Genomic DNA, 25,699 nt, shown 5'->3' on the forward strand with positions numbered 1-25,699 from the left:
GGTCGGTGTGGACCGTGGTGACGCCCTGCGAGGCATTGCTCAACGTCGCCGTGAACACATAGTCGGCAACCGCCCCCTCGGCGACCGTCGAGGCGCTGAGGTCGACCGTCGCGTCGGTCGTGGTGTCGTGGACCGTCACCGTCGCGGTCTGACTGGTGTCGAGCTGCTCGTAGTTGCCGCCACTCGTGCCGCTAATGCTAAGGTTCAGCGTGCTGGCGTCCTTATAGACGTCGTCGCCGGGCGCGGCGAAGGTCACCTGGCCGCTGGTCTGCCCGCTCAGGATGGTGATGGTCTGGCCATTCGACAGCGTGATGGTGAGGTCGCCCTGTGGTGGGTGGTCGACATTGGCCGTGACCGTGATCGAACCGCCTTCATCCACCGCCGCCGGAGCGCTCAGCGTGATGGTGGTGGTGTCCTTGTCATCGATGATCGTACCGACGCCGCTGTTGTCGGTAAAGCCCAGGTTGATGTTCGACCCGAGGACGTTCGTCGTCGCGGTGCTCAGCGTGACATTGAACGTCTCGTTCGCCTCCTTGTAGTAGTCGTCGAGGGTCTGCACATAGACCGTGGCCGTGGTCTGGCCGGCGGGAATGACCACATAACCGCCGGTACCCGTGTAGTCGGACCCGGCGGTTGCCGTGCCGTCCCCGGTGCCATAGTAGACCTTGATGTCATAGGCATAGGTATTGCTCAGGCTGACAGTGAACTGCGCCTTGCCGCCCTCGGTAACGGAGGCATCGCCGATCGAGACCGTGGGCAGCTTGAAGGCCTGGTCCGCGCTCGTGTCCACGCCCTTGATGCTGTCGCCGCCATTCACGCTCGTCGCGCGGATGCCAAGCGTGCTGACATCGGCCAGGCTCACGTTGGCGATATAGGTCAGCGTCTCGCCCTGCGTGATGAATGTGGATTTGGCCTCGCCGAGCTTTCCCAAGCCCGCGCTCGAAAGGTAATCATAGCCATCCCAGACGATGCCGGTGCCGTTCATGTTGAGCGAACTGTCCGACTTCGAAAGCGTGATGCTACCGTCGACCGTTGAGTCGCCGTCGGACCACCAGATCGCGTTCAGATCTCCCTGGCCCTGGCTCGACTTGATGAAGAACTGCGTCTGACCATTGCCCATGTCGACGGCCTGGACCGACAGCACGAACCCGTTCTGACTGATGGTGAAGAACTTGATATCGCCGACAGACATAAATACCCCCCTTTGCGAGCGCTTGCGCGCTCGCTCCCCAACACTCCTAGCTGGCGTGCCCCCCTCGTCGCCGCAATCGCGGGCCAAGCCTGTCTATAGGCAGTTATATTAGCTTTTTATGATTTGGAAACCATAATCGCATATACGGCAGTGGGTAACGTTAATGACTTGTTAGATATTTAACAAATCGGCGATCGGTCGGTTGATGGCGCAAAATTGACGTCGCGCCGCGGCTCGGCCGTTAGCTCTGTCATACGCGGATACATACTGTCGCCAGTCAACGATTAATTAGAAAAGTCTAATAAAAGAAACCTGCCGGTTGATGGTGCAAAACCTGCCAGAGCTTGGCGCGGCGTGTCCCGATGTGCGCCCGTCAGCCCGCCAAGCTTTCCTGCTCCAAGGCGTTCGGGTCGCCCGGCGCCGTCGCCCAGGCGAGCTCGACCAGCGTCACGGTGCGTCGCCTTGTGCCATCGACCTGGCAGACGATGAGGCCCTGTTCCTCGATATAGTCGAGCAGCCGCCGCGCCCGGCGCAGCGAATGCGAGCCATAGGCCCGCGCGATCGCCGCGTCGCTCGGGCAGGGCCAGCCTTCCTTGGCGGCGCGGGCGATCATCATGAACACACCCTGCATGTCCTCCGGCAGCAGCGAGGCGCGCACGGAAACGTCCCGCCACGCATCGTCCTCCGCCATGTCGGAGCCGACGCCGGCGCGGGCGCGCGTCAACATGCGGCGGAATTCCGAAAGGTCCGGCACCACCGAGGCAAGCCCTTCGATGCGGCAGCGGACCACGAATTCCTGGTAGAGCACGCCGATGACGCGGAAGCCGGCATCGGGCTCGGCCAGGATGGCGCGCAGGACGCGGTCCATCCGCTCGCGACGTTCGGCGAGATCCTCGGCGCTGGGCTGCGGCTCCGCCGGCTCGGGGCGGATGTCCAGCGGCGCGGCCTTGGCCGCCATCAACTGGTCGAGCAGGTCGGGCGAAGGCCGCCGTTGCGGCCTGACCGTCTCCGGCGGCGGAGCCGCAAGGATGATCGAGCGCGCATCCTCGAGCGCTGCTTCCGGCAGCGGCATCAGCCGCGGCGTGCCGTTGCGCGGGCTGGTCTCGGTCTGGCCGATGCGCACGCCGAGCGGACGGCGCGATAAGGCAGGCCCAAGCGCCATGAAATGCCCGCGCTCCAGGTCGCGGAAAGCCTCGGCCTGGCGCCGCTCCATGCCGAGCAGGTCGGCCGCGCGCGCCATGTCGATGTCGAGGAAGGTTCGCCCCATCAGGAAGTTGGAGGCTTCCGCCGCGACGTTCTTGGCAAGCTTCGCCAGTCGCTGCGTGGCGATGATGCCGGCCAGCCCGCGCTTGCGGCCGCGGCACATCAGATTGGTCATGGCGCCGAGCGAGAGCTTGCGCGCCTCGTCCGAAACCTCGCCGGCGGCGGCGGGCGCGAAGAGCTGCGCCTCGTCGACCACTACCAACATCGGATACCAGTGGTCGCGTGCGACCTCGAACAGCCCGCCGAGGAAAGCCGCGGCGCGCCGCATCTGGTTCTCGGCGTCGAGCCCCTCGAGATTGAGCACCGTCGAGACGCGATGGATACGCGCCCGCTCGCCGGCCGCCTGCAGGCCGCGCTCGGTATGCTCCTCCGCGTCGATCACCAGATGGCCAAAGCGTTCACCCAGCGACACGAAGTCGCCTTCGGGGTCGATGATGGTCTGCTGCACCCAAGGCGCGCTTTGTTCGAGCAGCCGGCGCAGCAGATGCGACTTGCCGGAGCCCGAATTGCCCTGCACCAGCAGGCGGGTCGCCAGCAGTTCCTCAAGGTCGAGGGCGGCCGGCGCGCCTGCGCTCGTCTGCCCCATCTCGATTGCAACCGTCATATTTCGACTCAGAACGTCTCCATGCGCGCCACGGGCTTATCAACCGAAGCCGGGCGCGTCGAGCATGGCCACGCACCGCTTGGCGGTGTTCCACATCTAAGGGCGAGCGTTAGCTCGTCCCCAAGGGCGAGCGTTAGCTCGTCCCCAAGGGCGGGCGTCAGTTTGCCCTATGGAGCGAATGGCGGCAGGCTGTCGCCATCGGCACTGGTCGGACCACCATTTCGCTGGCGCAATCCAGCCATTGGGGTATCATCTTTCGAGGGAGGGTTCATGGCAGGAGGAGGCCAATGAACGTCGCTGCGGAAGTGCCCGTCATGGACCCGACGGTGCAAGACCTTGTTTCGTCTGCCCTTTCGAAATTTCGTGCCGGCGACACCGTGTCCACACGCGCCATGCTCGATGCCATACGCCATGCCGATCCATCCTGCGAGGACAGCGATGACCATCTGGTCGAGCTGATCGTGATGGCCGCCGTTGGTAAGACCATGGGTGTCGTGTTCGACCACCGCTCGCCTGACGAGCGGTTGCCGCGGCTGTCATAGCTCCGAAGCGTTTGCCCGCGGATATGTGAGAACCGGAAGACCGGCCTCACCGAAACATCGGTACGCCTTAACCCAGCGGATGCGGCATGTAACCGACGAAGCCGGCGATCTTCCAGCGGCCGCCCACCTTGCGGCAGAAATAGAGCGTCTGCCATTTCAGCCGGTCGACGCTGCCGTCGGCCTTGGCGACCGAGCCATCGAACTTCTTGTGCAGCACCGCGCGGTCGCCGTCGACATCGATATCGCGCATGTTGGTGACCCGGAACAGCGCCTCGCGCAGCGGCTCGGCGAATTTCGTCGCCGCGGTTTCCCTGGCCTGGCGCAGCCATTCGTCGCGATAGATTTCGAGCCTCGGGAACTGCAGCCGCCACGCGTCGGCATTGCTGAGGAAATGCGCATGCATGCCGAAGAAACTCTCGGCGATGAAATCGTCCTCGACCATCGGCCAGTCCTGTCCGAGGAAGGCGTCGATGTCGCGTCGCACCAGCATTTCCCACAGCGCGTGGCGATCGGCATCACCTTCCGGAAACGGATTGTTGTCGAAGGTCATGCCCGATCTCCTCTCATATCGCGCAGCCCGGACGAAGCGGCGTCGAGCGCAAGATGCTCAGGCTTTTGTAATAAAGCAACATAGATTTCGAAAAAATGTTGCTTTCCGACATTGCCTCTATGAGGATCATGCCGACAAGCGTAGACGGCCACGCGAACGGTTCCGTTCGATCGCTAAGAGGAGGCCTACTTGCCCAAGCAATGCTTTGGAAAATCGCATGTCCCGCTCTCGCCCGCCGTGCGCGCCGGCGATTTCGTCTATGTCTCCGGCCAGGTGCCGGTGGGCAGCGACGGGCTGGTGGTGAAGGGCGGCATCGCCGAGCAGACCGAGCAGGTGCTGCAAAACGTCAGCGCGGCGCTGGCGCTGGCCGGCTGCACCATGGACGATGTGGTGAAGACCACCGTCTGGCTGGAGGACGCGCGCGATTTCGGCACCTTCAACACCGTCTATGCAAAACATTTCTCGAAGGATCCGCCGGCGCGCACCACCGTCGAATCGCGCCTGATGATCGACATCAAGATCGAAGTCGAGGCGGTCGCCTACCGGCCGGTCTGATCGCCTGGAGCAATTCCAGGAAAAGTGGTTAGCGGTTTTCCGTCCGGAATTGCGTGAAACAAACAGCAGAGAGGGCAGCGATGCAGTTCGATCTCCTGATCAAAGGCGGGCGCGTCATCGATCCCGCATCGGGCCTGGATGCGCAACGCGACGTCGCCATTGCCGATGGCCGCGTTGCAGCGATCGAGGCCGCCATCGATGCCGAACATGCCACGCAGGTGGTCGACGCCAGGGGCTGCATCGTCACGCCCGGCCTCGTCGACCTGCACAGCCACGTCTATTGGGGCGGCACCTCGCTCGGCGTCGATGCCGACCGGCTGGCAGCCAAGAGCGGCACCACCACCTTCATCGACGCGGGCAGCGCCGGAGCGGGCAATTTCCTCGGCTTTCGCCGCCATGTCATCGAGCGCTCGAAAGTTCGCATCCTCGCTTACGTCAACATCTCCTTTGCCGGCATATTCGGTTTCGCCAAAACAGTCTCCGTCGGCGAATGCAGCGACCTCAGGCTTTGCGAACCGCGCGAGACGGTGGCCGCGGTGCGCGAGCATGCCGATGTCGTCGTCGGCGTGAAAGTCCGCTCCGGCAAGCATGCCGGGGGTACCAGCGGAATCGCGCCGGTCGACCTCGCGCTGGAAGCGGCCGACAGGGCCGGCCTGCCGCTGATGGCCCATATCGACGAACCGCCGCCGGGCCGCTCGGAGGTGCTCCCGAGATTGCGCCGCGGCGACATCCTCACCCACTGCTTCCGCCCGTTCCCCAACGCGCCGGTTTTCGCCTCCGGCGCGGTGCGGCCGGACATGCGGCTGGCGCGAGAGCGCGGCGTCATCTTCGACATCGGCCACGGCATGGGCTCCTTCGACTTCGAGGTGGCGAAAGCGATGCTCGCGGAAGGTCTTGCGCCCGACGTCATCTCGAGCGACGTCCACCTCTACTGCGTCGACGGCCCGGCCTTCGACATCCTGGTCTGCATGTCGAAGCTCATGGCGCTCGGCATGCCGCTGGTCGAGGTGCTGCGCGCGGCGACGGTGAACCCCGCGCAGGCGATTGCCCGGCCCGAGCTTGGCGCGCTGAAGGTCGGCGGCATCGGCGATGTCGCGGTGTTGCGGCAGCAACCCGGCCGCTTCACCTTCGTCGATGCCGTCGGAGCCTCATTGGTCGCGGATCAGCGGCTGGTCTCCAGCGGCATCGCCATCGGTGGTAAATGGTGGCCGAACGAAACGCCCGACCACAACGAGACCGAGCGCTTTGAGGCGCATGCTCATCACACGCATGTGGATGTGGCGGCGAGGCATTTTGGGAAGTGATGAGGGGGCGCGAAAGAACGCGGCACTGCAGGACAAAGGTTCCTCGCCCCACGAAGTGGGGAGAGGTGGCTCGGCGAAGCCGAGACGGAGAGGGGAGCGCCCTACGAAGGCCCCCTCTCCGTCCGCTTCGCGGCCACCTCTCCCCCCGCCTTTGGCGGGGGCGAGGAACCTTAATTTTGAGCCCTCGGCGGGACAGCGCCCCCCTCTGGCCTGCCGGCCATCTCCCCTCGAGGGGGGGATGGCAGCTTCACCGTCTTGCATTGCTCGGCTCGCCATAGACCAGCGTCGCAATCCCCTCCATCCGCGCCTTGAGCTGCAGCGCCACATATTTCGAGTAGAAGCGCGACAGCGCCAGGTTACCGCCATGGAACCACAGCGCCTCCTGCGCCGTCGGCTTCCACATGTTGCGCAACTCGCCCTGCCAGGGGCCGGGATCGCCCCTCACGCCGGAGCCAAGGCCCCAGCATGGGCCGACCTTGTCGGCGACCTTGCGTGAGACGATTGCGGCGACCGTCTCGTTCATCGACTGGTAGCCGGTGCAGCAGACGATCGCGTCGACTTTCAATTCACTGCCGTCCTCGAACAGGATCCCGTTCGGCGTCAGCGACGTGATGCCGGCGCCGCTTTTCACCTTGATCTCGCCGTTCAGGATCAGCTCGCAGGCGCCGACATCGATGTAAAAGCCGGAACCGGTGCGGTAGGCCTTCATCAACAGCCCGGTCTCGTCCTCGCCGAAGTCGATGGCGAAGCCACTGTCGCTGAGACGCCGGTAGAACTCCGCGTCGCGCGCCCTGATCACGTCATAGAGCGCGCGCTGGCCTTTCGGCACCAAGGCGAATGGCGTGGAAGCGACGATCATGTCGGCCTTGTCGGTGGTGATGCCGCGCGCCAGCGCCTTCTCCGAAAAGATCTCGAAGCCGACCTCCATCAGCGTATCGGACTTCACCACCGTCGTCGGCGAGCGCTGCACCATGGTGACCCTGGCGCCCGCTTCCCACAGATCGACGCTGACATCGTGGCCGGAGCTGGCAGCACCGATCACCGCGACGCGTTTGCCGCGGAATTTCTCGCCGGTGGAATACTGGCTGGAATGCAGGAGCTCGCCCTTGAAATTGTCGGCGCCCGGCAAGTCGATCTGCCGCGGCGGTCCATAGGCGCCGGTGGCAAAGACGATATGCTTCGGCTTCAACGTGATGCGCTGGCCGACGCGGTCGACCACCACGGTCCAGACCTTTTCGGCCTCGTCATAGGCGGCGCTGATGCATTTGGTGGCCACCCAATAGTTCAGCTCCATGACGCGCGTATACATCTCCAGCCAGTCGCCCATCTTGTCCTTGGGCGTGAAGACCGGCCAGTTTTCCGGAAACGGAATGAAGGGCAGATGGTCGTACCAGACCGGATCGTGCAGCACGAGCGAGCGATAGCGGTTGCGCCAGGAATCGCCGGCGCGCGCATTCTTCTCGATGACGAGGGTCGGAACGCCGAGCTGCCGCAGCCGGGCGCCAAGCATGATGCCGCCTTGCCCGCCGCCGATCACCAGACAGTAGGGCTGCTCATGCAGGCCGAGATCGCGCGCCTCGCGTGCTCTCGCTTCCGCCCAGGTCTCTCGCTGCGGATCGGCCTTGTGGCGGATGCCGAGCGGCCTGGCCGGTCCCTTCCGCTCCTCGAAGCCCTTGAGCTCGCTCATCGCCGTGAACAGCGTGCGGCAGCGGCCGTCCTTCAGCCGCAGGATGCCCTCGCCCCGCGCTACCGCCGTCTCGAAGCTGAACCAGGCCTCTATCGTGCCTTCATCCGTGCTCGCCTCGCCGGTCAGGCGCCAGTGCGACGGCTGAGCCAGCGACAGCGTGGCCTTCAGCATCTCGCGGATCGCGGCCTGCCCCTCCATGGTCTTGATGTTCCATGTGAAGGTCAAAAGATCGCGCCAGTAGCAATCCTCGACGAAGAGGTTCGTCGCCGCCTCGATATCGCCGGCCTCCAGCGCCCGACCGAACGAGCCGAGCCAGCTTGCCGCCTGTTGCGATGGTGCGATGTCGAGCATTCTTGTTCGTTCCCTTGCTTCAATTCGAAAGCCGGCGCGTGTGGCCCTCATCGCGAATAGGTGTGCGAGGACATCGCGAACAGTTTTGCATGCTATCGAGCGAGGGCATTGAGGTCGATAGTTTCTATTTTCTGATGTCTGAACCAGGCGTCGAAGACGCCGTCGGCGGCGGTGGGGGCGAAAAGCGACAGACTTTCCGGCGGTGAGTCGCCGCCTCAGGGAAAGAGCACCTGCGGACAGCTCACCTTGGCGACAGGTTCCCTGAATAGTCAGGCCAAATTCCTATAAAATTCCTATATCTTTCCGATCCGCCCCGTCTCGAACCTTTATGGCAATCGGGTCCATATCTCCCTTCGAAGAAACGCTTGCCCGCCATCGCCGCCAAGGTGACGTGCGTCCGCGTGCAGTTTTGAGCCGCCACTGCGAGCCCACAAACACAAAGTGGAAACAAGGAAGACCTGCCATGGACCTTATAGTTCTCGGGATCGGGATTTTGTTCTTTGCCCTGTCCTTAGCCTACGTCAAAGCCTGCGACAGAATCTGAGCGGAAGGGTTGGATCATGCTTCTCGATTACATCCTTGGCGGCGCGGTAACCTTGTTCCTGCTCGCCTACCTCACCTACGCCCTCATCCGCCCCGAGCGTTTTTAGAACGCTCCGGCGCCAGGCACGGAAAGCCATTCCAATGACAATCTACGGCTGGATACAGATCCTTATATACTGCGCCATTCTCGTCGCGCTCGTTAAGCCGCTCGGCTTCTATATGCATCGCGTCTTCAACGGCGACCGCACCTTGCTCTCGCCCGTGCTCGTCCCGATCGAGCGCGGCCTCTACCGTCTCTCCGGGACAAGCGAGAAGGAAGAGCAGCATTGGGCCGTCTATGCGACGGCCATGCTGCTCTTCAACCTTGTGGGCCTTCTCGTTCTCTATGCGCTGCAGCGGCTGCAGGGCGTGCTGCCCTACAACCCGGCAGGCATGGCCGCCGTGGACCCGCAGCTCGCCTTCAACACCGCCGCGAGCTTCGTCACCAACACCAACTGGCAGAACTACGGCGGCGAAAGCACGATGTCCTACCTCGTGCAGATGGCGGGCCTTACCGTCCAGAATTTCGTCTCGGCCGCCACCGGCATCGCCATCGCGATCGCGCTGATCCGCGGCTTCGCTCGTGCCTCGGGCAAGTCGATCGGCAATTTCTGGGTCGATCTGACCCGCTGCACGCTCTACGTGCTCCTGCCGATGTGTATCGTGCTGACGCTGGTCTATGTCTGGCTCGGCATTCCGCAGACGCTTGGACCTTATGTCGACGCCACCACGCTGGAAGGCGCCAAGCAGACCATCGCGCTCGGCCCGGTCGCCTCGCAGGTCGCCATCAAGATGCTCGGCACCAATGGCGGCGGCTTCTTCAACGCCAATGCCGCGCATCCGTTCGAGAATCCGGACGCGATCTCGAACATGATCCAGATGCTGACGATCTTCGCGCTCGGCGCCGGTCTCACCAACGTCTTCGGCCGCATGGTCGGCAATCAGCGCCAGGGCTGGGCGATCCTCGCTTCGATGGGTGTGCTGTTCATAATCGGCGTCATCGTCTGCTATTGGGCCGAGGCCGCGGGCAATCCGCTCGTCCATGCGCTCGGCATCGACGGCGGCAACATGGAAGGCAAGGAGACCCGCTTCGGCATTGCCGCCTCGGCGCTGTTCGCGGTCATCACCACGGCTGCTTCCTGCGGCGCCGTCAACGCCATGCATGATAGCTTCACCGCGCTCGGCGGCATGATCCCGCTCATCAACATGCAACTTGGCGAAGTCATCGTCGGCGGCGTCGGCGCCGGTTTCTACGGCATCCTGATGTTCGTCGTCATCGCCGTTTTCGTTGCCGGTCTGATGGTCGGCCGCACGCCGGAATATCTCGGCAAGAAGATCGAGGCCAGGGAGGTCAAGATGGCGATGCTCGCCATCCTGTGCCTGCCGCTGGCCATGCTGATCTTCACGGCTATCGCCGTGGTCCTGCCGAGCGCCGTCGCGTCGATCGCCAATGGCGGCCCGCATGGCTTCACCGAAGTGCTCTATGCCTATACCTCGGCGGCCGCCAACAACGGCTCGGCCTTCGGCGGCCTCACCGGCAACACGCCTTGGTACAACCTGACGATGGCCATCGGCATGCTGATGGGCCGGTTCCTGGTCATCATCCCGGCTCTGGCCATTGCCGGCTCGCTGGCGGCGAAGAAGACCGTGCCCGCCTCGGCCGGCACCTTCCCGACCGACGGCACGCTGTTCGTCGGCCTGCTGGTCGGCGTCATCATCATCGTCGGCGGCCTCACCTTCTTCCCGTCGCTCGCCGTCGGTCCGATCGTCGAGCATCTGGCGATGATCCATGGGCAGACCTTCTGAGATGACCATGCCCCGCTTCAACGACATACGTCGGCAAGACGGTCACCAGACCGGTGACGGAGCACCCGACAACGGAAGGAACGAGAAGCCTCGTCCTTTCCCGACGCTTTCAACCTTTCTCGGCATGGCGGCTGTGCTGTTCGTGCTGTGGCTGCTGGCCGTCGGCCTTCCGCACCTCTTCCCGAAGACCGAACACCCGGCGCCGTCCAACATAACCGATACTGGAGCCCAAAAATGAGCCAGTCCAAATCCGCGAGCATTCTGGATGCGCGCATCCTGGTGCCCGCCATCGGCGGCGCCTTCCGTAAGCTGAACCCGCGCACGCTGATCAAGAATCCGGTGATGTTCGTCGTCGCCATTGTCTCGTTGCTCACCACCGTGCTCTTCATCCGCGACCTCATAACCGGCGGTGGCGATCTCGGCTTCACCCTCCAGATCATCATCTGGCTGTGGTTCACCGTGCTATTCGCCAATTTCGCCGAGGCCGTCGCCGAAGGCCGCGGCAAGGCGCAGGCCGATTCGCTGCGCAAGGCGCGCACCGAGACCCAGGCCAAGCTGCTCGCCAATGGCGACCGCACCAAGTTCAAGCTGGTGCCGGGCACCAGCCTGAAGGTCGGCGATGTCGTGCTGGTCGAGGCCGGCGACATCATCCCGTCCGACGGCGAGGTGATCGAAGGCGTGGCCTCGGTCAACGAGGCCGCGATCACCGGCGAATCCGCCCCCGTCATCCGCGAATCCGGCGGCGATCGTTCGGCTGTCACCGGCGGCACCCAGGTGCTTTCCGACTGGATCCGCGTGCGCATCTCCGCCGCCTCCGGCCAGACCTTCCTCGACCGCATGATCTCGCTGGTCGAGGGCGCCGAGCGCCAGAAGACGCCGAACGAGATCGCGCTCAACATCCTGCTTGTCGGCATGACGCTGATCTTCGTGCTGGCGACCGCGACCATCCCGAGCTTCGCCTCCTACTCGGGCGGCTACATCCCGGTGACGATCCTGGTTGCCCTGTTCGTGACCCTGATCCCGACCACGATCGGCGCGCTGCTGTCGGCCATCGGCATCGCCGGCATGGACCGCCTCGTGCGCTTCAACGTGCTTGCCATGTCCGGCCGCGCCGTCGAGGCCGCAGGCGATGTCGACACGCTGCTCCTCGACAAGACCGGCACCATCACGCTCGGCAACCGCCAGGCGACCGAGTTCCGTCCGGTCAAGGGCGTCACCGAACAGGAGCTGGCCGACGCCGCCCAGCTTGCCTCGCTCGCCGACGAGACGCCCGAGGGACGCTCGATCGTCGTGCTGGCCAAGGAGAAATACGGCATACGCGCCCGCGACATGGCGACCCTGCACGCGGCTTTCGTGCCCTTCACCGCGCAGACCCGCATGAGCGGCGTCGACATCGACGGTTCGTCGGTGCGCAAGGGCGCGGTCGATGCTGTGCTCGCCCATGTCAACCAGGCGACCGTCGCAGCCCACAGCACACGCCCGACAAGCGACACCATCCGCGATCTCCAGGCCGTTGCCGACGAGATCGCCAAGGCCGGCGGCACGCCGCTGGCTGTCGAGCGCGACGGTCGCCTGCTCGGCGTCGTCCACCTCAAGGACATCGTCAAGGGCGGCATAGCCGAGCGTTTCGCCGAGTTGCGCAAGATGGGCATCCGCACGGTGATGATCACCGGCGACAATCCGCTGACCGCGGCGGCGATCGCCGCCGAGGCCGGCGTTGACGACTTCCTCGCCCAGGCGACGCCTGAGAACAAGCTGTCGCTGATCCGCGAGGAGCAGGCCAAGGGCAAGCTGGTCGCCATGTGCGGCGACGGTACCAACGACGCGCCGGCGCTCGCCCAGGCCGATGTCGGCGTCGCGATGAACACCGGCACGGTCGCCGCGCGCGAGGCCGGCAATATGGTCGACCTCGACAGCGACCCGACCAAGCTGATCGAGATCGTCGAGATCGGCAAGGCGCTGTTGATGACGCGCGGCTCGCTGACGACCTTCTCGATCGCCAACGACGTGGCCAAGTACTTCGCCATCATCCCGGCGATGTTCGCGGTCTTCTATGTCGCGCCCGGCCAGTCCACCGGTCCGCTGCAGGCGCTCAACATCATGCATCTGGCAACGCCGCAGAGCGCCATCCTGTCGGCCATCATCTTCAACGCGCTGATCATCATCGCGCTGATCCCGCTGTCGCTGAAAGGCGTGAAATATCGTGCCATCGGCGCCGGCTCGCTGCTCACCCGCAACCTGCTCGTCTACGGCCTCGGCGGCATCATCGTGCCCTTCGTCGGCATCAAGGCGATCGACCTGATCGTCACGGCCCTCGGCCTCGCATAAGGATCTATTCCGATGTTCAAGCAACTCAGACCCGCTTTTGTCATGATCGTCTTCTTCACGGTGCTGACCGGCCTGATCTATCCGATCGGCATGACCGGCATTGCCCAGGCACTGTTTCCGGGCCGGGCCAATGGCAGCCTGATCGAGAAGGACGGCAAGGTCGTCGGCTCCAGCCTGATCGGCCAGGCCTTTGCCGGCGACCGCTATTTCCATGGCCGGCCGTCGGCCGCCGGCGACGGCTACAATGCGGCGTCCTCCAGCGGCTCGAATCTCGGTCCGACCAATCCGAAGCTGATCGAACGCATCAAGGGCGATGCCGAGAAGCTGAAGGCCGAGAACCCGAACGCGCCGGTGCCGATGGACCTCGTCACGACCTCCGGCAGCGGCCTCGATCCCGACATCAGCCCCGAGGCCGCCTATTTCCAGGTGCCGCGCGTCGCCAAGGCCCGCGGCGTCGACGAGGCCAAGGTCAAGGCGCTCGTCGACGGCCATGTCGAAGCTCGCGAGCTTGGCGTCCTGGGCGAGCCGGTGGTCAATGTGCTGGCGCTGAACCTGGCGCTGGACGAACTGAAGTGATCCACGCGCGCCGGGGATCGACACGGTCCCCGGCGCATACCATGATTGGACTGATGCCCGAAGACAGGACCGACTCCGAGAACCGCCCCTCCCCCGACGCGCTCCTCGAGCATGCCGAGCGCGAGGGCCGTGGCCGGCTGCGCATATTTCTCGGCGCGGCACCCGGCGTCGGCAAGACCTACGAGATGCTGGTGGCGGGCCGCGCCCGCCGCGCCGACGGCGTCGATGTTGTGATCGGCGTCGTCGAGACCCACGGCCGCAAGGAAACCCAGGCGCTGGTCGACGGCTATGAGGTGATTCCGCGCCGCCTGGTTGATTACCGCGGCCAGACCCTCGACGAGATGGACATCGACGCCATCCTGAGGCGGCGGCCTGCTTTGGTCCTTGTCGACGAGCTTGCCCACACCAACGCGCCAGGCAGCCGGCATCCCAAGCGCTATCTCGACGTGCAGGAGATCCTGGCGCAAGGCATTGATGTCTACACCACGCTGAACATCCAGCATGTCGAAAGCCTGAATGACGTCGTCGCCCAGATCACGCGCGTCAGGGTGCGCGAGACGGTGCCCGATTCCATCATCGACGAGGCCGACGACATCGAGATCATCGACCTTACCCCTGACGACCTGATCAAGCGGCTGCAGGACGGCAAGGTCTATTTCCCCAACACCGCGCAGCGCGCCATCGAGAACTATTTCTCGCCGGGCAATCTGACGGCGCTACGCGAGCTGGCGCTACGCCGCACCGCCCAGCGCGTCGACGAACAGCTGCTCAACCACATGCAGTCACATGCCATTCCGGGCCCCTGGGCGGCCGGCGAGCGGGTGCTGGTCTGTGTCGACTCGCAGCCCGGCGGCGCGGCCCGCATCCGCTATGCGCGCCGGCTCGCCGACCGGCTGCGCGCGCCCTGGACCGCGCTTCACATCGACACGCCGCGTTTGGCCGGCATGTCCGAGGAAGACAAGGACCGCCTGGCCAGGAACCTGCGGCTTGCCGAGCAGCTCGGCGCAGAGATTGCCACCATTCCGGGCCAGAACGTCGCCCAGGACATCGTGCGCCACGCGACGACGAACAATTTTACCCATATCGTCATCGGCCGACCGACCCGTTCGCGCTGGCGCGAACTGATCGAGGGTTCGCTCACCTATGATCTGATCCGCAACGCCGGCGACATCAGCGTCCACGTCATCTCGGGCGCCGAGCGTGATGGCGACGCCCCGCAGGTACGCGTCAAGGCTGCGCCCGAGCAGAAGCCTTTCCAGATCTGGCCCTATCTGATCTCGACCGTCTATGTCGTCGGCGCGCTGGCCGTCAGCTCGATCCTCGACCAGTTCCTGGATGTCCGCAATCTCGCCAGCGTCCTGCTTCTGGCGGTGCTGACCGCGGCTGTGACCTTCGGGCTCTGGCCGGCGCTCTATGCCTGCTTCGTGAGCGCGCTTGCCTTCAACTTCTTCTTCCTCGAGCCGCGCTACACGCTGACGATCCGGGATCCGGAAAGCATCGTAGCCTTCGTCGTCTTCGTCGTCGTCGCCGTCATCGCCAGCAATCTGACGGCGCGCGTGCAGCGCCAGGCCGTCGCCGCGCGCTCGCGGGCGCGCGCCACCGAGGACATCTATTCCTTTTCCAAGAAGCTCGCCGGCGCCGGCACGCTCGACGACGTGTTGTGGGCCACCGCCTTCCAGATCGCCTCGATGCTGAAGGTCCGGGTCGTGCTGCTTCTGCCGGAAAACGGCACCATCACCGTCAAGGCCGGCTATCCGCCCGACGATACATTGGCCGAGGCCGACATCGCGGCCGCCCGCTGGGCCTGGGAGCACAACCGCGCCGCCGGCCGCGGCGCCGACACCTTGCCCGGCGCAAAGCGTCTTTATCTGCCCTTGCGGACGGGGCGGACCGCGATCGGCGTGGTCGGCCTCGACAACGACAAGCAGGGACCGCTGCTGACGCCTGAGCAGCAGCGCCTGCTCGACGCCCTGGCCGACCAGGCAGCGGTGGCCATCGAGCGCGTCCAACTCGTCGACGATGTCGACCGCGCCAGGCTCGCGGCTGAAGCGGACCGGTTGCGCTCGGCGCTGCTCACCTCGATCTCGCACGATCTGAAGACGCCGCTTGCCGCGATCATGGGCGCGGCCGGCACGCTGAAAGAATTCGCGCCGGCGCTGCCGGAAAAGGATCGCGCCGAGCTTTTGTCGACGGTGGTCAGCGAGTCGGAGCGTCTGAACCGCTTCATCGCCAATCTCCTCGACATGACCAGGATCGAGTCGGGCGCCATGGAGCCGAATTACGCGCTCCATTATGTCGGCGATGTCGTCGGCTCGGCGCTGAACCGGGCGCAGACGATCACCGCTGAGCACAAAATAGAGACCGACATCCCGGCCGACCTGCCGATGCTGCGGCTGGATCCCGTGCTGTTCGAGCAGGCTCTGTTCAACCTGCTCGACAATGCCGCCAAATACGCGTCGCCCGGCTCGATCATCCGGCTGCAGGCCTGGGTCGACAACGGCGCCGTCATCCTGCAGGTGATGGATGAGGGGCCGGGCATCCCGCCGGGCGACCTGGAGCGGATATTCGACACTTTCTACCGCGTGCGCAAACGCGACCAGGTACGCGCCGGAACGGGTCTCGGCCTGTCGATCAGCCGCGGCTTCATCGAGGCGATGGGCGGCACGATCGCGGCGGCCAACCGCACCGACCGTCCGGGCGCGATCTTCACCATCCGCATGCCGGTGCCGGCTGACTTGCCGGCGCTCGGCGCGCCCCTTACGGATGATGCGGCATGACAAATCAGGCCGTTTCCATATTGGTCGTCGACGACGAGCCGCCGATCCGCAAATTGCTGCGCGTCGGCTTGGGCAGCCAGGGCTATACGGTCTCCGAGGCGCCGAACGCCAAGGCGGCGATCGACCTCGTGCAGGCCGAGCGGCCCGACCTGATCCTGCTCGATCTCGGCCTGCCCGGCATGACCGGCCTGGAGCTGCTCGGCAAATGGCGCGGCGACGGGCTCGACATTCCGGTCGTCATCCTGTCCAGCCGCACCGATGAGGCCGGCATCGTCTCGGCGCTCGAGCTTGGCGCCGACGACTATGTGACAAAGCCTTTCGGCATGAACGAGCTGGTCGCCCGTATCCGCGTGGCGCTGCGCCACAAGTTCCAGCAGCAGGGCGAGAAGCCGGTGTTCCATACCGGCGACCTCTCCGTTGACCTGGTGAAGCGCATCGTCAAGGTCGAGGGCAAGGAAGTGAAACTGTCGCCCAAGGAATACGACATCCTGCGCATGCTGGTGCAATATGCAGGCAAGGTGCTGACGCATCAGTTCCTGATGAAGCAGATCTGGAACGACTCGACCGACGTGCAATATCTGAGGGTCTATGTCCGCCAGCTGCGGCAGAAGATCGAGAAGACCCCGGACCAGCCGCGATACATCATCACCGAGACGGGGGTGGGCTATCGTCTGCGCGAGGTGGACGGAAACGAATAAGGGCGACCGGCTTTCGCCGATCGCCCAAATACGAGCGCCCTTGTTTGCCCGCTTAGTCTGCCGACAGATCCGCCGTCCGGGCCAGCGCGCTTCCAAAACCGTTGAGCGAGATGGTGAAGGAGATCGGCTGCATTGTGTCCGCGGCGATAGCGTTGATCTTCAGCGTGGTGGCGTTCTGCAGGAGGGGCGTGATGTCGGCGTCGAACGTCACCGGCACCAGGCAACCCACCGCCTGGCAGGTGTTGAACTGCAGCGTGCCGTCGAGCTTCTTGTCGTCGATTTCGAGCGCGACGCCGTTGGCGAGCGCAAGCCCGAAGGGCAGCGCCAGCGTGCCCGCGGCGTCCTGACCGGTCTTGGTCGTCAATTCGATCGCCAGCAGCCGCTGGCCGCTCTGCTTGTTGAACTGCTGGTGTGACAGGCTGCAGACCTTGTTGGTGCCGGTGACCTGGCAGTTCACCGTCCAGTCGCCATGCGTTTCCGACAGCGCCGAGGCGCCGCCCGGCAGCTGCGGCTTGGCCGCCGCGTCGGCAGGCTGAGCGGCAACCTTGTCGCCCTTGTTCTGCGCCGCGAATGCCGGCGGACCGACGATACCCGCGACGGTCAGCATCGCTATGGCGAACTTATACCTGATTTTCATCGAATCCCTCGTTGCCAACCGACCAGTCGCGTGGACGGGCGGAGCCGCTGTTAGAGCCGCCGGCAGCCGCCGCCGTCAAGTGCAATGCTGGGGCACGGGCCGGATTTTCTTTGGCATGACAATCGATCAGCTGACCATGGCAGCGCCGGTCCAACACCCTATATTAGGCCGAGGTTCTGTTTTTCATGCGGACAAAGAAGCCATGTCGCCCCGCTACCTATCGACGTTTCTGATTTCAGCTGTCCTGGCGGTCTCCGGCTTGGTGGGCATGGCTTCCGGCGTATCGGCCCAGGTCGTCATCCCGACGAACCGCAACGCGTTGGTGCAGCAGAACCAGTTGCAGCAGTTGCAGAACCAATTGCAGCGGCAGCAGTACCAGCAGCAGCAGCAGATCTATCGTGAGCTCGACCGGCCGATCACGCGCCAGCCTCAGCCCAATGTGCCGGTATATGATCAGACATGTCGAATGGAAGCGGTCGGCAACACGATTTCTCGGGTTTGCCGCTGACATTTTGTTTTTTTCAGTTTATTAGCCGACTTACTTACCGGCAAAATACCCGATTGCAAGGCCGGTGGTTTTAGAGCAATTCCAGGAAAAGTGTGACACGGGTTTTCCGTCAGGAATTGCGTCAAGACAGAGAAATAAAGCGGTTCGCCGTTTCCACGAAATGGTGAGGCGCTCTAGGGTTTGCAGGGGACAGCTTTTTGCCCGCGCCGACAGCGTATGGCAGGGATGCTGCTCTCACCGGAATTTGGGATGGCAACAACCAAGAAGAAAGCAGTTCGCCGAGCCAAGAAAGGGCAACGGATCCGCCAAGTGGCGGCCATTCCGTTTCGGTTGCGGGAAGACGGCGGCTTCGAAGTGCTGGTCGTCACCTCGCGCACCACGCGGCGCTTCATCGTGCCCAAGGGTTGGCCGATGAAGGGCAAGAGCGGACGCAAGGCGGCAACGATCGAAGCCCAGGAAGAGGCCGGAGTTCTCGGCAAGGCCCTGAAGCAGCCTGCCGGCACCTATTCCTATTGGAAACGCATGACCGATGGCTTCATTCGCGTGGATGTTTCGGTCTTTCTCCTTCAAGTCACGGAGGAACTTGCCGATTGGCGGGAGGCCGCGAACCGGCAACGCGCATGGCTGCCGCCGGCAGATGCTGCCCTGCTCATCGACGAGCCTGAGCTTTCGACCCTACTCCGGGATTTGACCTTTCCGGCTGCCGATCCGTCGTCTTAAGCGGACGCCTGTTCAATATCGTTCGGCCCTTACCGGCATGCCGGTGGCGATCCACCGTCGCGGCCGGGCCGTCCCAATTCGCTGCTTGACTCATACATATCCCGACGGTTATACGTCAATCAATAGCCACCGGGTTATTGATTAGAAATGACGACCGCGCACGATATGCTGTTCAGGACGCTTGCCGATCCGACCCGGCGCGCCATTTTCGAACGTCTGTGCCGCCAGGGCGAGCAGACGGTCGGAGCCCTCACAGCCGAGGCCGGTGTCTCGCAGCCGGCGGTGTCGAAGCATCTCGGCGTGCTCAAGGAGGCTGGGCTGGTGCGCGACCGCCATGAAGGGCGCCAGACCCACTACAGCGCGCAGCTCAAGGCGCTCGCGCCGCTGATGGACTGGACGCGCGACATGGCGGGGTTTTGGGAAAGCCGGTTCGACGATCTGGAAGACCTGCTCAAAAGGATGGATCAATGAACGAAGTTTCGGCTGCAACGCGCTCCGTCATCGTCGAGCGCGAGATAGCTTTTCCGCCGGAAAAGATCTGGCGCGCGCTCACCCAACCGCATCTCATCGAGGAGTGGCTGATGAAGAACAACTTCAAGCCGGTCGTGGACCACCGCTTCAAGATGAGCGCGGAGTGGGGCGGCGTCGACTGCCGGGTGAAGACGGTCGAACCGAACCGGACGCTGTCTTACAGCTGGGACACCAAGGACCTCGAGAGCGTGGTCACCTGGACGCTGACCCCGACGGGCACGGGCACGCATCTGCGCATGGAGCAGGTCGGCTTCCGCACGGATCAGGAGCCGTACTACCGCGGCGCCACCGTCGGCTGGAAGAGGTATCTGGCGACCTTGGAGGAAGTCCTTTCGCGGCTCGACTGAGGTCGCGGCCAACAGCAGAACTGCTCGGAACCACACGCTGTTTAGCGGGGCGGCACACCGCAGGCGCAAGCTATGGAGATATCGAAATGAAGATCAAGCTGACCACGATCTATGTCGACGACCAGGAAAAGGCGCTCGGCTTTTATACCGACGTGCTGGGATTCACCAAGAAGGCCGACTTCACCAACGGGCCGTTTCGCTGGCTGACCGTTACTTCGCCCGACGATCCGGACGGCACCGAGCTGCAACTGGCGCTCAACGACAATCCGGCGGCAAAAACCTACCAGCAGGCCATCTTCAAGCAGGGCCAGCCGGCGTTGATGCTGTTCACTGACGACATCAACGCCGACCATGAGCGCATCAAGGCCAATGGCGGCAACTTCGCCGTGGCGCCGACCGCTGTGACGGGCGCCACCATCGCGCATCTCAACGACACCTGCGGCAACCTCATTCAGCTTTCGCAGCTGGCGCGCTGGTAGAGAGCTCGATCTGTCTCGTCATTTGCAAAGGAGGTTAGATTGGACTGGAGCAAATGGATCAGGCAGCTTCATCGCTGGCTGTCGATCATCTTCACCGTTACCGTCATTGCCAATTTCGCCGCCATGGCCATGGGCCCGCCGCCCGCCTGGATCGTCTATTCGCCGTTGATCCCGCTTTTCCTGCTTTTGTTCAGCGGGCTCTACATGTTCGCGCTGCCCTATGCCGCCAGATGGCGCGGCGGGCCGGCGCGCGAGCGCACTGGATCGGCCTGATGGCGAAGGCGAAATCGAAGGCCGACGCATCTCCGGACAAGAAGCCGGTCCTGCTTTCGGGCGGCAATCCGCAGATCGCCAAGGGCCATGGCGACGCTCCCGTGCAGGCCTATATCGCGGCGCTGCCGGGCTGGAAGAGCGAGGTCGCGCGCCGGCTCGACCAGCTCATCAAGCAAGCCGTTCCCAACGTGCAAAAGACCGTCAAATGGAACTCTCCATTCTACGGCATGGAGGGCGAAGGCTGGTTTCTCGGCATCCATTGCTTCGCCAAATACATCAAGGTGGCGTTCTTCCGCGGCCTGTCGCTGGACCCCGTGCCTCCGGTCGAATCCAAGAGCAGGAACACGCGCTATGTCCATATCCATGAAGAAGATCGGCTCGACGAGGAGCAGTTCGTTTCCTGGGTGAAACAGGCGAGCCAGCTGCCGGGCGAACGGATGTAAGCGCGAAGGATCAAGCGCCGTCTCCCCGAAGGACCACGGTGGCGATCTCAGATCCAGCATTAGGGAGAAACCAGACGTGCAAAAAGACGGCGAGCAGGACGGCAGGTCTGCGTCCGAGCTGATCGACGGAAGGATCAAGGAACTGGGCGACTGGCGCGGCCAGATGCTTGCCCAGCTCCGCGCCCTGATCCGGCAGGCCGCGCCGGAAGCCGTCGAGACGTGGAAATGGCGCGGGGTGCCGGTCTGGGAGGATGCCGGCATCATCTGCACCGGCGAGACCTACAAGGCCGTCGTCAAGCTGACCTTCGCCAGGGGCGCGGCGCTGCCCGATCCCAAGAAGCTCTTCAACTCCAGCCTCGAAGGCAACACCAGGCGCGCCATCGATTTCAAGCAAGGCGACAGGGTCGACGAAGCTGCGCTGAAGGCGCTCGTTCGCGAAGCCGTGGCCCTCAACAGATCGAAGGCCAAGCGCTGAGAGATGGCCGCGGTGTAACGCTATCGGTTTGATGTTGCCGGCTTTTTCTTCCGCGCCCCGGCAACACGGATCGATACTATGCGTCAAATATCGCCGTCACGCGGCGTAAGCGCTCTTCTGTTTCTGAGCAATAATTCATGAAACAAATACTGGGCGAATTTATCGGCCGTTAAGCCAGGCGCGCTATCTGGATCGATGTCGCCAATAACCGGGCGACATGTGGGGAAGAATATCGTCTCAACCGACGGATGAGCCAGTCGGACAGACACCGAGGGAGCCTGAACGAGCTCCATGGGAATGGGATGAAGCTCTCGTCGACCGATGCCGGTCCGCGCCTGATAGGGCTGGTCTGGCCCTTTGTCGCTGTGGTCCTGATCCAGGCGCTGGTTGCAACCCTCAGCCTTCACACATTATCGGCTGTCCGCGCCTATGTCGGCGGCGAAAGCCAATGGTCGAAAGGCCAGAAGCACGCCATCTACTTCCTGAACCTCTATGCCGATACCGGCCAGCAGGAGTATTTCAACGAATATCGTCAAGCCATCGCCGTGCCGCTCGCCGATCGCGCCGCGCGGCTGGCGCTCGAACGGGCCGAGCCCGACACGAATGCGGCCAGGATTGGCTTTCTCGGCGGCAACAACCACCCCGACGATGTTGACGGCCTGATCTGGCTGTTCCGGAATTTCCGCCGCGTCAGCTATCTCGACACCGCGATCCGCCACTGGACATCGGCCGATGAGATGATCCTCGCCATCGAGGGACTTGGCGACGACATGCATCGAAGGCTTGAGAAGGGGCCGGCATCCGCGGCTGAGATCGGTCTCTGGAAGGAAAAAATCCACCAGCTCGACCGCCGGATCGGACCGCTTGCCAAGGCCTTTTCCGACAGCCTCGGCGAGGGATCGCGCTTCATCAAGATGGCGCTGACGGCGGCCAATCTCGCCACCGCCGCCCTGCTTATCCTGCTCGTCGTCTGGCGCACGCGCAAGCTGATGATACAGCGCCAGGCGTTTCAGAGCGCCCTCAACGCCGAGCGCGAGCGCGCCCAGATCACGCTGGCCTCGATCGGCCAGGCCGTCATCAGCACCGATTCCGAGGGGCGGCTCGACTATATGAACGCCGTGGCGGAGCGGCTGCTTGCCTGCTCGCTTGCCGCGGCCAGGGGCAGACCCGTCCCCTCCTTGTTCCGGCTCGTCGACAAGGACAGCGGCGTCGAGGAGACCGATCTGATCCCGCGCCTGCTGGCGGGCGAGCCGCGCCGCTCCAACGTGCGCCCGCAGCTCCTGGAGCGTCCCGACGGCTCGGTCGTGCCGGTGGCGCTGAATGGCGCGCCGCTGATCGTTTCCGGCCAGATCCTCGGCTGCGTCCTGGCCCTGCATGACATGACACGCGAGCAGGACTATATCGATCGCCTGTCGTGGCAGGCATCGCATGATGCGCTGACCGGGCTGGTCAACCGCCGCGACTTCGAGAACCGGCTGGCAGGCGCGATCTCCGAAGCGTCGGAAAGGTCGCGCCGGCACGCGCTGATGTATCTCGACCTCGATCAGTTCAAGCTGGTCAACGACACATGCGGCCATGCCGCCGGCGACCAGCTGCTGCGCCAGATCTCGGTACTGCTCGCCAACGAGCTGCCGCCCGGCGATATTCTGGCCAGGCTCGGCGGCGACGAATTCGGCGTGCTGCTGTTCGATTGCGATGCCGACTGTGCCGCCGCAACGGCCGAACGGCTGCGCGCCACGGTCCAGGACCTGCATTTCTCCTGGGACGGGCGCCCCTTCAACATCAGCGTCAGCATCGGCATGGTCGAAGTCGCCAATGTCGGCATGACGCTGGAGGAGGTGCTGCGCGCCGCCGACGTCGCCTGCTACATGGCGAAGGAAAAGGGCCGCAACCGCGTCCAGTTCCACAGCGATGGCGACACCGCGCTGCGCGAGCGCTTCGGCGAGATGGCCTGGGTGCAGCGTCTGCATGCCGCGCTGGATCAGAACCGCTTCAGGCTGCATGCGCAGGAGATCGCGCCCCTGCGCGACGATATTCCGGAGCAGGGCGCGCATATCGAAATCCTGCTGAGGCTGACCGACGAGGACGGCAGCTTCGTCACCCCGCAGAGCTTCATCCCGGCGGCCGAGCGCTACGGATTGATGCCGGCGATCGACCGCTGGGTGGTCCGCAACACCTTCGCCACCTTGGCGGCCAGGCGCGCCGATCCGCGCGCGACGCCGATATCTACCTGCGCGATCAATCTCTCCGGCGCCACTTTCGGCGACGAGACCTTCCTCGGCTTCATGCGCGAGCAGTTCGCCGCGCACGCCGTTGCGCCCGAAACGATTTGCCTGGAGATCACCGAGACCAGCGCCATCGCCAATCTTTCCGAAGCCATGCGCTTCATCGCCGATCTGCGCGGGCTGGGCTGCCGCTTCGCGCTCGACGATTTCGGCTCCGGCATGTCTTCCTTCGCCTATCTGAAGCATTTGCCGGTCGACTACCTCAAGATCGACGGCAGCTTCGTCAAGGACATGCTCGACGACCGCATCGACCGAGCCATGGTCGAAATGATCCATCACATCGGCAAGGTGACGGGAAAACGCACCATCGCCGAATTCGTCGAAAGCGACGGCATCCTCGACGCCTTGAAAGCGATCGGCGTCGACTATGCGCAAGGCTATGCGATTGCGCGGCCCCAGCCATTCGACGCAACCACGGTGCTGCGCGCCAATCGCAGCGAGCGCGATGCAACGGCGGATAGCTGGGAGACTTTGACGCGGACGCTGCGCCGCAAAGCCGGCTGATTATCCAACTCTGGAGCAATTCCAGGGTTTGCGTTGGCAGGTTGGCATGCCTTGGAGATTGGCCGTAACGCCCGTCGCGATCGTCATTCCAGGGCGAAGCAGGAGCGAAGCTCCGTCGCGAAGACCCTGGAATCCATGCCGTTACCTTCGCCAAGGCGTGCAACGGAGCAGAATTCTGCTCCGTGCCGGCGCTTCCATGTCACGGCATGGATTCTATGGTCTGCGCCGCGTCGCTTCGCTCCTTGCTCCGCCATAGAATGACGAGGTTGGGGCGGCTTCAACCAATCCCCGGCATTTGCGCTGACTTTCACGGACGTGAACGGAAATCTCACACCAAGACAAACGGCAACCTTTCAAAATCCCTGTGTCGACGAACTAGGCGACAACCCCTCCGGCCCGCCGTTCCAGCAGGATCGTCGGCTTCTCGTGATAGGTGGTCCGCAAGATCTCTCCATAACCGTTCTTTTCGGCCACCTTCAACGAAGCGCCGTTTTCCGGATCGATGATGCAGACGGTTCTCGCCTCTCCGAACGCCTCGTCGCTCCAGGCGACGATCCGCCCGACAACCTCGCTCGCAAGCCCTCGGCCTTGCGCCTCCGAGGCCAGGGCCCAGCCGGCTTCCGGCACGCCTTCGATCGAAGGTTCGATCTCGCGCTTCAAGTCATGGAAGCCGGCCTCGCCGATGAAGCGCCCCGTCGCCTTGTCTTCGATCGCCCAGAAGCCGTAGCCGATCAGTGACCACAGGCCGGCATGGCGCAGGAAGCGCATCCAGCTTTCCTCGCGCGTGCGCGGCTTGCCGCCGATAAAACGGGTCACCGCAGGTTCCGCCCATATGGCGGCATACGTCTCGAAATCGCCCAGACGATGGGGCCGCAGGATAGTCCGCGCCGTCTCCAGGACCGGCACGCCAGCTTCCGTTTTGACGCTCATGGCACTCCTCTCGTTGAGACGGCAGCGCTTAGTCTGTTTCACCGTTTCGCGGAAACGGTGAAACACACTAACTCTTGTTTTTACGCAATTCCGGACGGAAAACCGCTCGCACTTTTCCTGGGATTGCTCTAGCAAACCGGCGTCCCCTGGCAAGGGCCAGGATTGTCCGGGACCATCCTCCAGCGCAACGATTTCGCCGTCTGGGATTCCTGACCTATGATGCTACTCTTCGGACACAGTATCCAGCCGCTTCGCGGCCACCAGGCGCAGGGAAGAACATGGACACTACTGATCTTGTATTGGCCATTCTCCATCATCTGCTGGTGTTCTCGCTGGCCGGCATCATCGGCGCCGAGTTCGTGCTGGTGCGCGGCGATCTGGGTGCGACGACGCTGAAGCGCCTTGCCGGCATCGACCGCCACTACGGCATCATCGCCGCGCTGATCATCATCGTCGGCGTCTGCCGGGTGCTCTTCGGCCTGAAGGGTTGGGAATTCTACATCTACAACTGGGTGTTCTGGGCAAAGATGGCGGCCTTCGCCATCGTCGGCCTGCTGTCGATCGTGCCCACCATCGGCTTCATCTCCTGGAACAGGCAGGCCAGCGGCAATCCCTCTTTCGCGGTGCCGGCGGCGGAACTTGCCTCGGTGAAGAGCTATGTCCGCGCCGAAGGCTTCATCTTCCTGCTCATTCCGGTCTTTGCCGCGGCCATGGCGCGCGGCTACGGCTACTAGAGCCAAACCCTCGCTCTA

At 63.8% G+C, this 25,699-nt stretch carries 26 protein-coding genes; 20 read left to right on the forward strand and 6 right to left on the reverse strand.

Features of this window, described 5'->3' with window-relative positions; genetic code table 11:
- Positions 1–1,192 (reverse strand): immunoglobulin-like domain-containing protein (locus tag EN852_RS02905; protein ID WP_210238219.1); only part of this gene is annotated, 1,192 nt, incomplete at its 3' end.
- Between the two features lie 373 nt (positions 1,193–1,565).
- Entirely contained in the window at positions 1,566–3,059 is a 1,494-nt protein-coding gene (locus tag EN852_RS02910; protein ID WP_127874835.1) for an ATP-binding protein, read from the reverse strand.
- 287 nt (positions 3,060–3,346) lie between these two features.
- Between EN852_RS02910 and EN852_RS02915 the strand changes: the two genes are divergently transcribed.
- Positions 3,347–3,601: a hypothetical protein gene (locus EN852_RS02915; RefSeq protein ID WP_112126404.1), complete on the forward strand. Its 255-nt coding sequence runs from the start codon at positions 3,347–3,349 to the stop codon at positions 3,599–3,601.
- Positions 3,602–3,668: 67 nt separating this feature from the next.
- Here EN852_RS02915 and EN852_RS02920 read toward each other — a convergent pair whose 3' ends face one another.
- Entirely contained in the window at positions 3,669–4,151 is a 483-nt protein-coding gene (locus tag EN852_RS02920; protein ID WP_127868421.1) for a hypothetical protein, read from the reverse strand.
- Positions 4,152–4,340: 189 nt separating this feature from the next.
- Here EN852_RS02920 and EN852_RS02925 point away from each other — a divergent pair, with 189 nt between their 5' ends.
- Both EN852_RS02925 and EN852_RS02930 read left to right on the forward strand, forming a co-directional pair.
- Entirely contained in the window at positions 4,341–4,706 is a 366-nt protein-coding gene (locus tag EN852_RS02925; protein WP_112126402.1) for a RidA family protein, read from the forward strand.
- Between the two features lie 80 nt (positions 4,707–4,786).
- Complete coding sequence (locus EN852_RS02930; protein WP_127874836.1) at positions 4,787–6,010, forward strand: amidohydrolase/deacetylase family metallohydrolase; 1,224 nt, start codon at positions 4,787–4,789, stop codon at positions 6,008–6,010.
- 247 nt (positions 6,011–6,257) lie between these two features.
- On the opposite strand, the gene EN852_RS02935 is transcribed toward EN852_RS02930, so the two are convergent.
- On the reverse strand, positions 6,258–8,048 hold the full coding sequence (locus EN852_RS02935; protein ID WP_127874837.1) for an NAD(P)/FAD-dependent oxidoreductase: 1,791 nt from the start codon (positions 8,046–8,048) through the stop codon (positions 6,258–6,260).
- A 560-nt stretch (positions 8,049–8,608) separates the two neighbouring features.
- Here EN852_RS02935 and EN852_RS02945 point away from each other — a divergent pair.
- From EN852_RS02945 to EN852_RS02975, 7 genes are read left to right on the forward strand one after another with little or no spacing between them, the layout of a single operon-like run.
- The gene (locus EN852_RS02945) at positions 8,609–8,698 is read left to right on the forward strand and encodes a K(+)-transporting ATPase subunit F (RefSeq protein WP_040990279.1); all 90 of its coding nucleotides are present in this window, start codon (positions 8,609–8,611) and stop codon (positions 8,696–8,698) included.
- A 34-nt stretch (positions 8,699–8,732) separates the two neighbouring features.
- Positions 8,733–10,436: a potassium-transporting ATPase subunit KdpA gene (kdpA, locus tag EN852_RS02950; RefSeq protein ID WP_127874839.1), complete on the forward strand. Its 1,704-nt coding sequence runs from the start codon at positions 8,733–8,735 to the stop codon at positions 10,434–10,436.
- Positions 10,437–10,443: 7 nt separating this feature from the next.
- A complete protein-coding gene (locus EN852_RS02955) occupies positions 10,444–10,674 on the forward strand; it encodes a hypothetical protein (RefSeq protein ID WP_127874840.1) in 231 nt (76 codons plus the stop codon).
- Positions 10,671–12,764, forward strand: coding sequence for a potassium-transporting ATPase subunit KdpB (gene kdpB, locus EN852_RS02960; RefSeq protein ID WP_127874841.1), 2,094 nt, complete (start codon positions 10,671–10,673; stop codon positions 12,762–12,764). The genes EN852_RS02955 and kdpB overlap by 4 nt, the downstream gene beginning before the upstream one ends.
- 12 nt (positions 12,765–12,776) lie before the next feature.
- A complete protein-coding gene (gene kdpC, locus EN852_RS02965) occupies positions 12,777–13,340 on the forward strand; it encodes a potassium-transporting ATPase subunit KdpC (RefSeq protein ID WP_127874842.1) in 564 nt (187 codons plus the stop codon).
- A 53-nt stretch (positions 13,341–13,393) separates the two neighbouring features.
- On the forward strand, positions 13,394–16,117 hold the full coding sequence (locus EN852_RS02970) for a sensor histidine kinase KdpD (RefSeq protein WP_127874950.1): 2,724 nt from the start codon (positions 13,394–13,396) through the stop codon (positions 16,115–16,117).
- Positions 16,114–16,815 (forward strand): response regulator transcription factor, encoded by a 702-nt coding sequence (locus EN852_RS02975; RefSeq protein ID WP_127874843.1) that lies wholly within the window; start codon positions 16,114–16,116, stop codon positions 16,813–16,815. Before EN852_RS02970 ends, EN852_RS02975 begins: the two co-directional genes overlap by 4 nt.
- Before the next feature lie 52 nt (positions 16,816–16,867).
- Here EN852_RS02975 and EN852_RS02980 read toward each other — a convergent pair whose 3' ends face one another.
- A complete protein-coding gene (locus tag EN852_RS02980; RefSeq protein ID WP_127874844.1) occupies positions 16,868–17,452 on the reverse strand; it encodes an invasion associated locus B family protein in 585 nt (194 codons plus the stop codon).
- A gap of 115 nt (positions 17,453–17,567) precedes the next feature.
- Here EN852_RS02980 and EN852_RS02985 point away from each other — a divergent pair, with 115 nt between their 5' ends.
- The 9 genes from EN852_RS02985 to EN852_RS03025 all read left to right on the forward strand — a co-directional run bounded on the left by EN852_RS02985 (position 17,568) and on the right by EN852_RS03025 (position 24,017).
- Positions 17,568–17,960: a hypothetical protein gene (locus tag EN852_RS02985; protein WP_246694160.1), complete on the forward strand. Its 393-nt coding sequence runs from the start codon at positions 17,568–17,570 to the stop codon at positions 17,958–17,960.
- Positions 17,961–18,209: 249 nt separating this feature from the next.
- Positions 18,210–18,680: an NUDIX hydrolase gene (locus EN852_RS02990; protein ID WP_127874952.1), complete on the forward strand. Its 471-nt coding sequence runs from the start codon at positions 18,210–18,212 to the stop codon at positions 18,678–18,680.
- Positions 18,681–18,827: 147 nt separating this feature from the next.
- On the forward strand, positions 18,828–19,151 hold the full coding sequence (locus EN852_RS02995; RefSeq protein ID WP_127874845.1) for a metalloregulator ArsR/SmtB family transcription factor: 324 nt from the start codon (positions 18,828–18,830) through the stop codon (positions 19,149–19,151).
- On the forward strand, positions 19,148–19,558 hold the full coding sequence (locus EN852_RS03000) for an SRPBCC domain-containing protein (RefSeq protein ID WP_127874846.1): 411 nt from the start codon (positions 19,148–19,150) through the stop codon (positions 19,556–19,558). Before EN852_RS02995 ends, EN852_RS03000 begins: the two co-directional genes overlap by 4 nt.
- Positions 19,559–19,644: 86 nt before the next feature.
- Complete coding sequence (locus EN852_RS03005) at positions 19,645–20,037, forward strand: VOC family protein (protein WP_127874847.1); 393 nt, start codon at positions 19,645–19,647, stop codon at positions 20,035–20,037.
- Positions 20,038–20,076: 39 nt separating this feature from the next.
- Positions 20,077–20,310: a hypothetical protein gene (locus EN852_RS03010; RefSeq protein ID WP_127874848.1), complete on the forward strand. Its 234-nt coding sequence runs from the start codon at positions 20,077–20,079 to the stop codon at positions 20,308–20,310.
- Positions 20,310–20,753 carry a DUF1801 domain-containing protein gene (locus EN852_RS03015; protein WP_127874849.1) on the forward strand — a complete coding sequence of 148 codons (444 nt, stop codon included), beginning with the start codon at positions 20,310–20,312 and terminating at the stop codon, positions 20,751–20,753. The genes EN852_RS03010 and EN852_RS03015 overlap by 1 nt, the downstream gene beginning before the upstream one ends.
- 76 nt (positions 20,754–20,829) lie before the next feature.
- The gene (locus EN852_RS03020) at positions 20,830–21,228 is read left to right on the forward strand and encodes a DUF1801 domain-containing protein (RefSeq protein ID WP_246694161.1); all 399 of its coding nucleotides are present in this window, start codon (positions 20,830–20,832) and stop codon (positions 21,226–21,228) included.
- Positions 21,229–21,530: 302 nt separating this feature from the next.
- Positions 21,531–24,017, forward strand: coding sequence for an EAL domain-containing protein (locus EN852_RS03025; RefSeq protein ID WP_127874850.1), 2,487 nt, complete (start codon positions 21,531–21,533; stop codon positions 24,015–24,017).
- Positions 24,018–24,392: 375 nt separating this feature from the next.
- Here the strand turns inward: EN852_RS03025 and EN852_RS03030 are convergent, their stop codons facing one another.
- Positions 24,393–24,947 (reverse strand): GNAT family N-acetyltransferase, encoded by a 555-nt coding sequence (locus tag EN852_RS03030; RefSeq protein ID WP_127874851.1) that lies wholly within the window; start codon positions 24,945–24,947, stop codon positions 24,393–24,395.
- Between the two features lie 278 nt (positions 24,948–25,225).
- Here EN852_RS03030 and EN852_RS03035 point away from each other — a divergent pair, with 278 nt between their 5' ends.
- Positions 25,226–25,681, forward strand: coding sequence for a DUF2214 family protein (locus EN852_RS03035; RefSeq protein ID WP_127874852.1), 456 nt, complete (start codon positions 25,226–25,228; stop codon positions 25,679–25,681).
- The last annotated feature ends 18 nt before the right edge of the window (positions 25,682–25,699 follow it).

This window comes from Mesorhizobium sp. M2E.F.Ca.ET.209.01.1.1, assembly GCF_004010375.2.
In the GTDB taxonomy this organism is placed as follows: Bacteria; Pseudomonadota; Alphaproteobacteria; order Rhizobiales; family Rhizobiaceae; genus Mesorhizobium.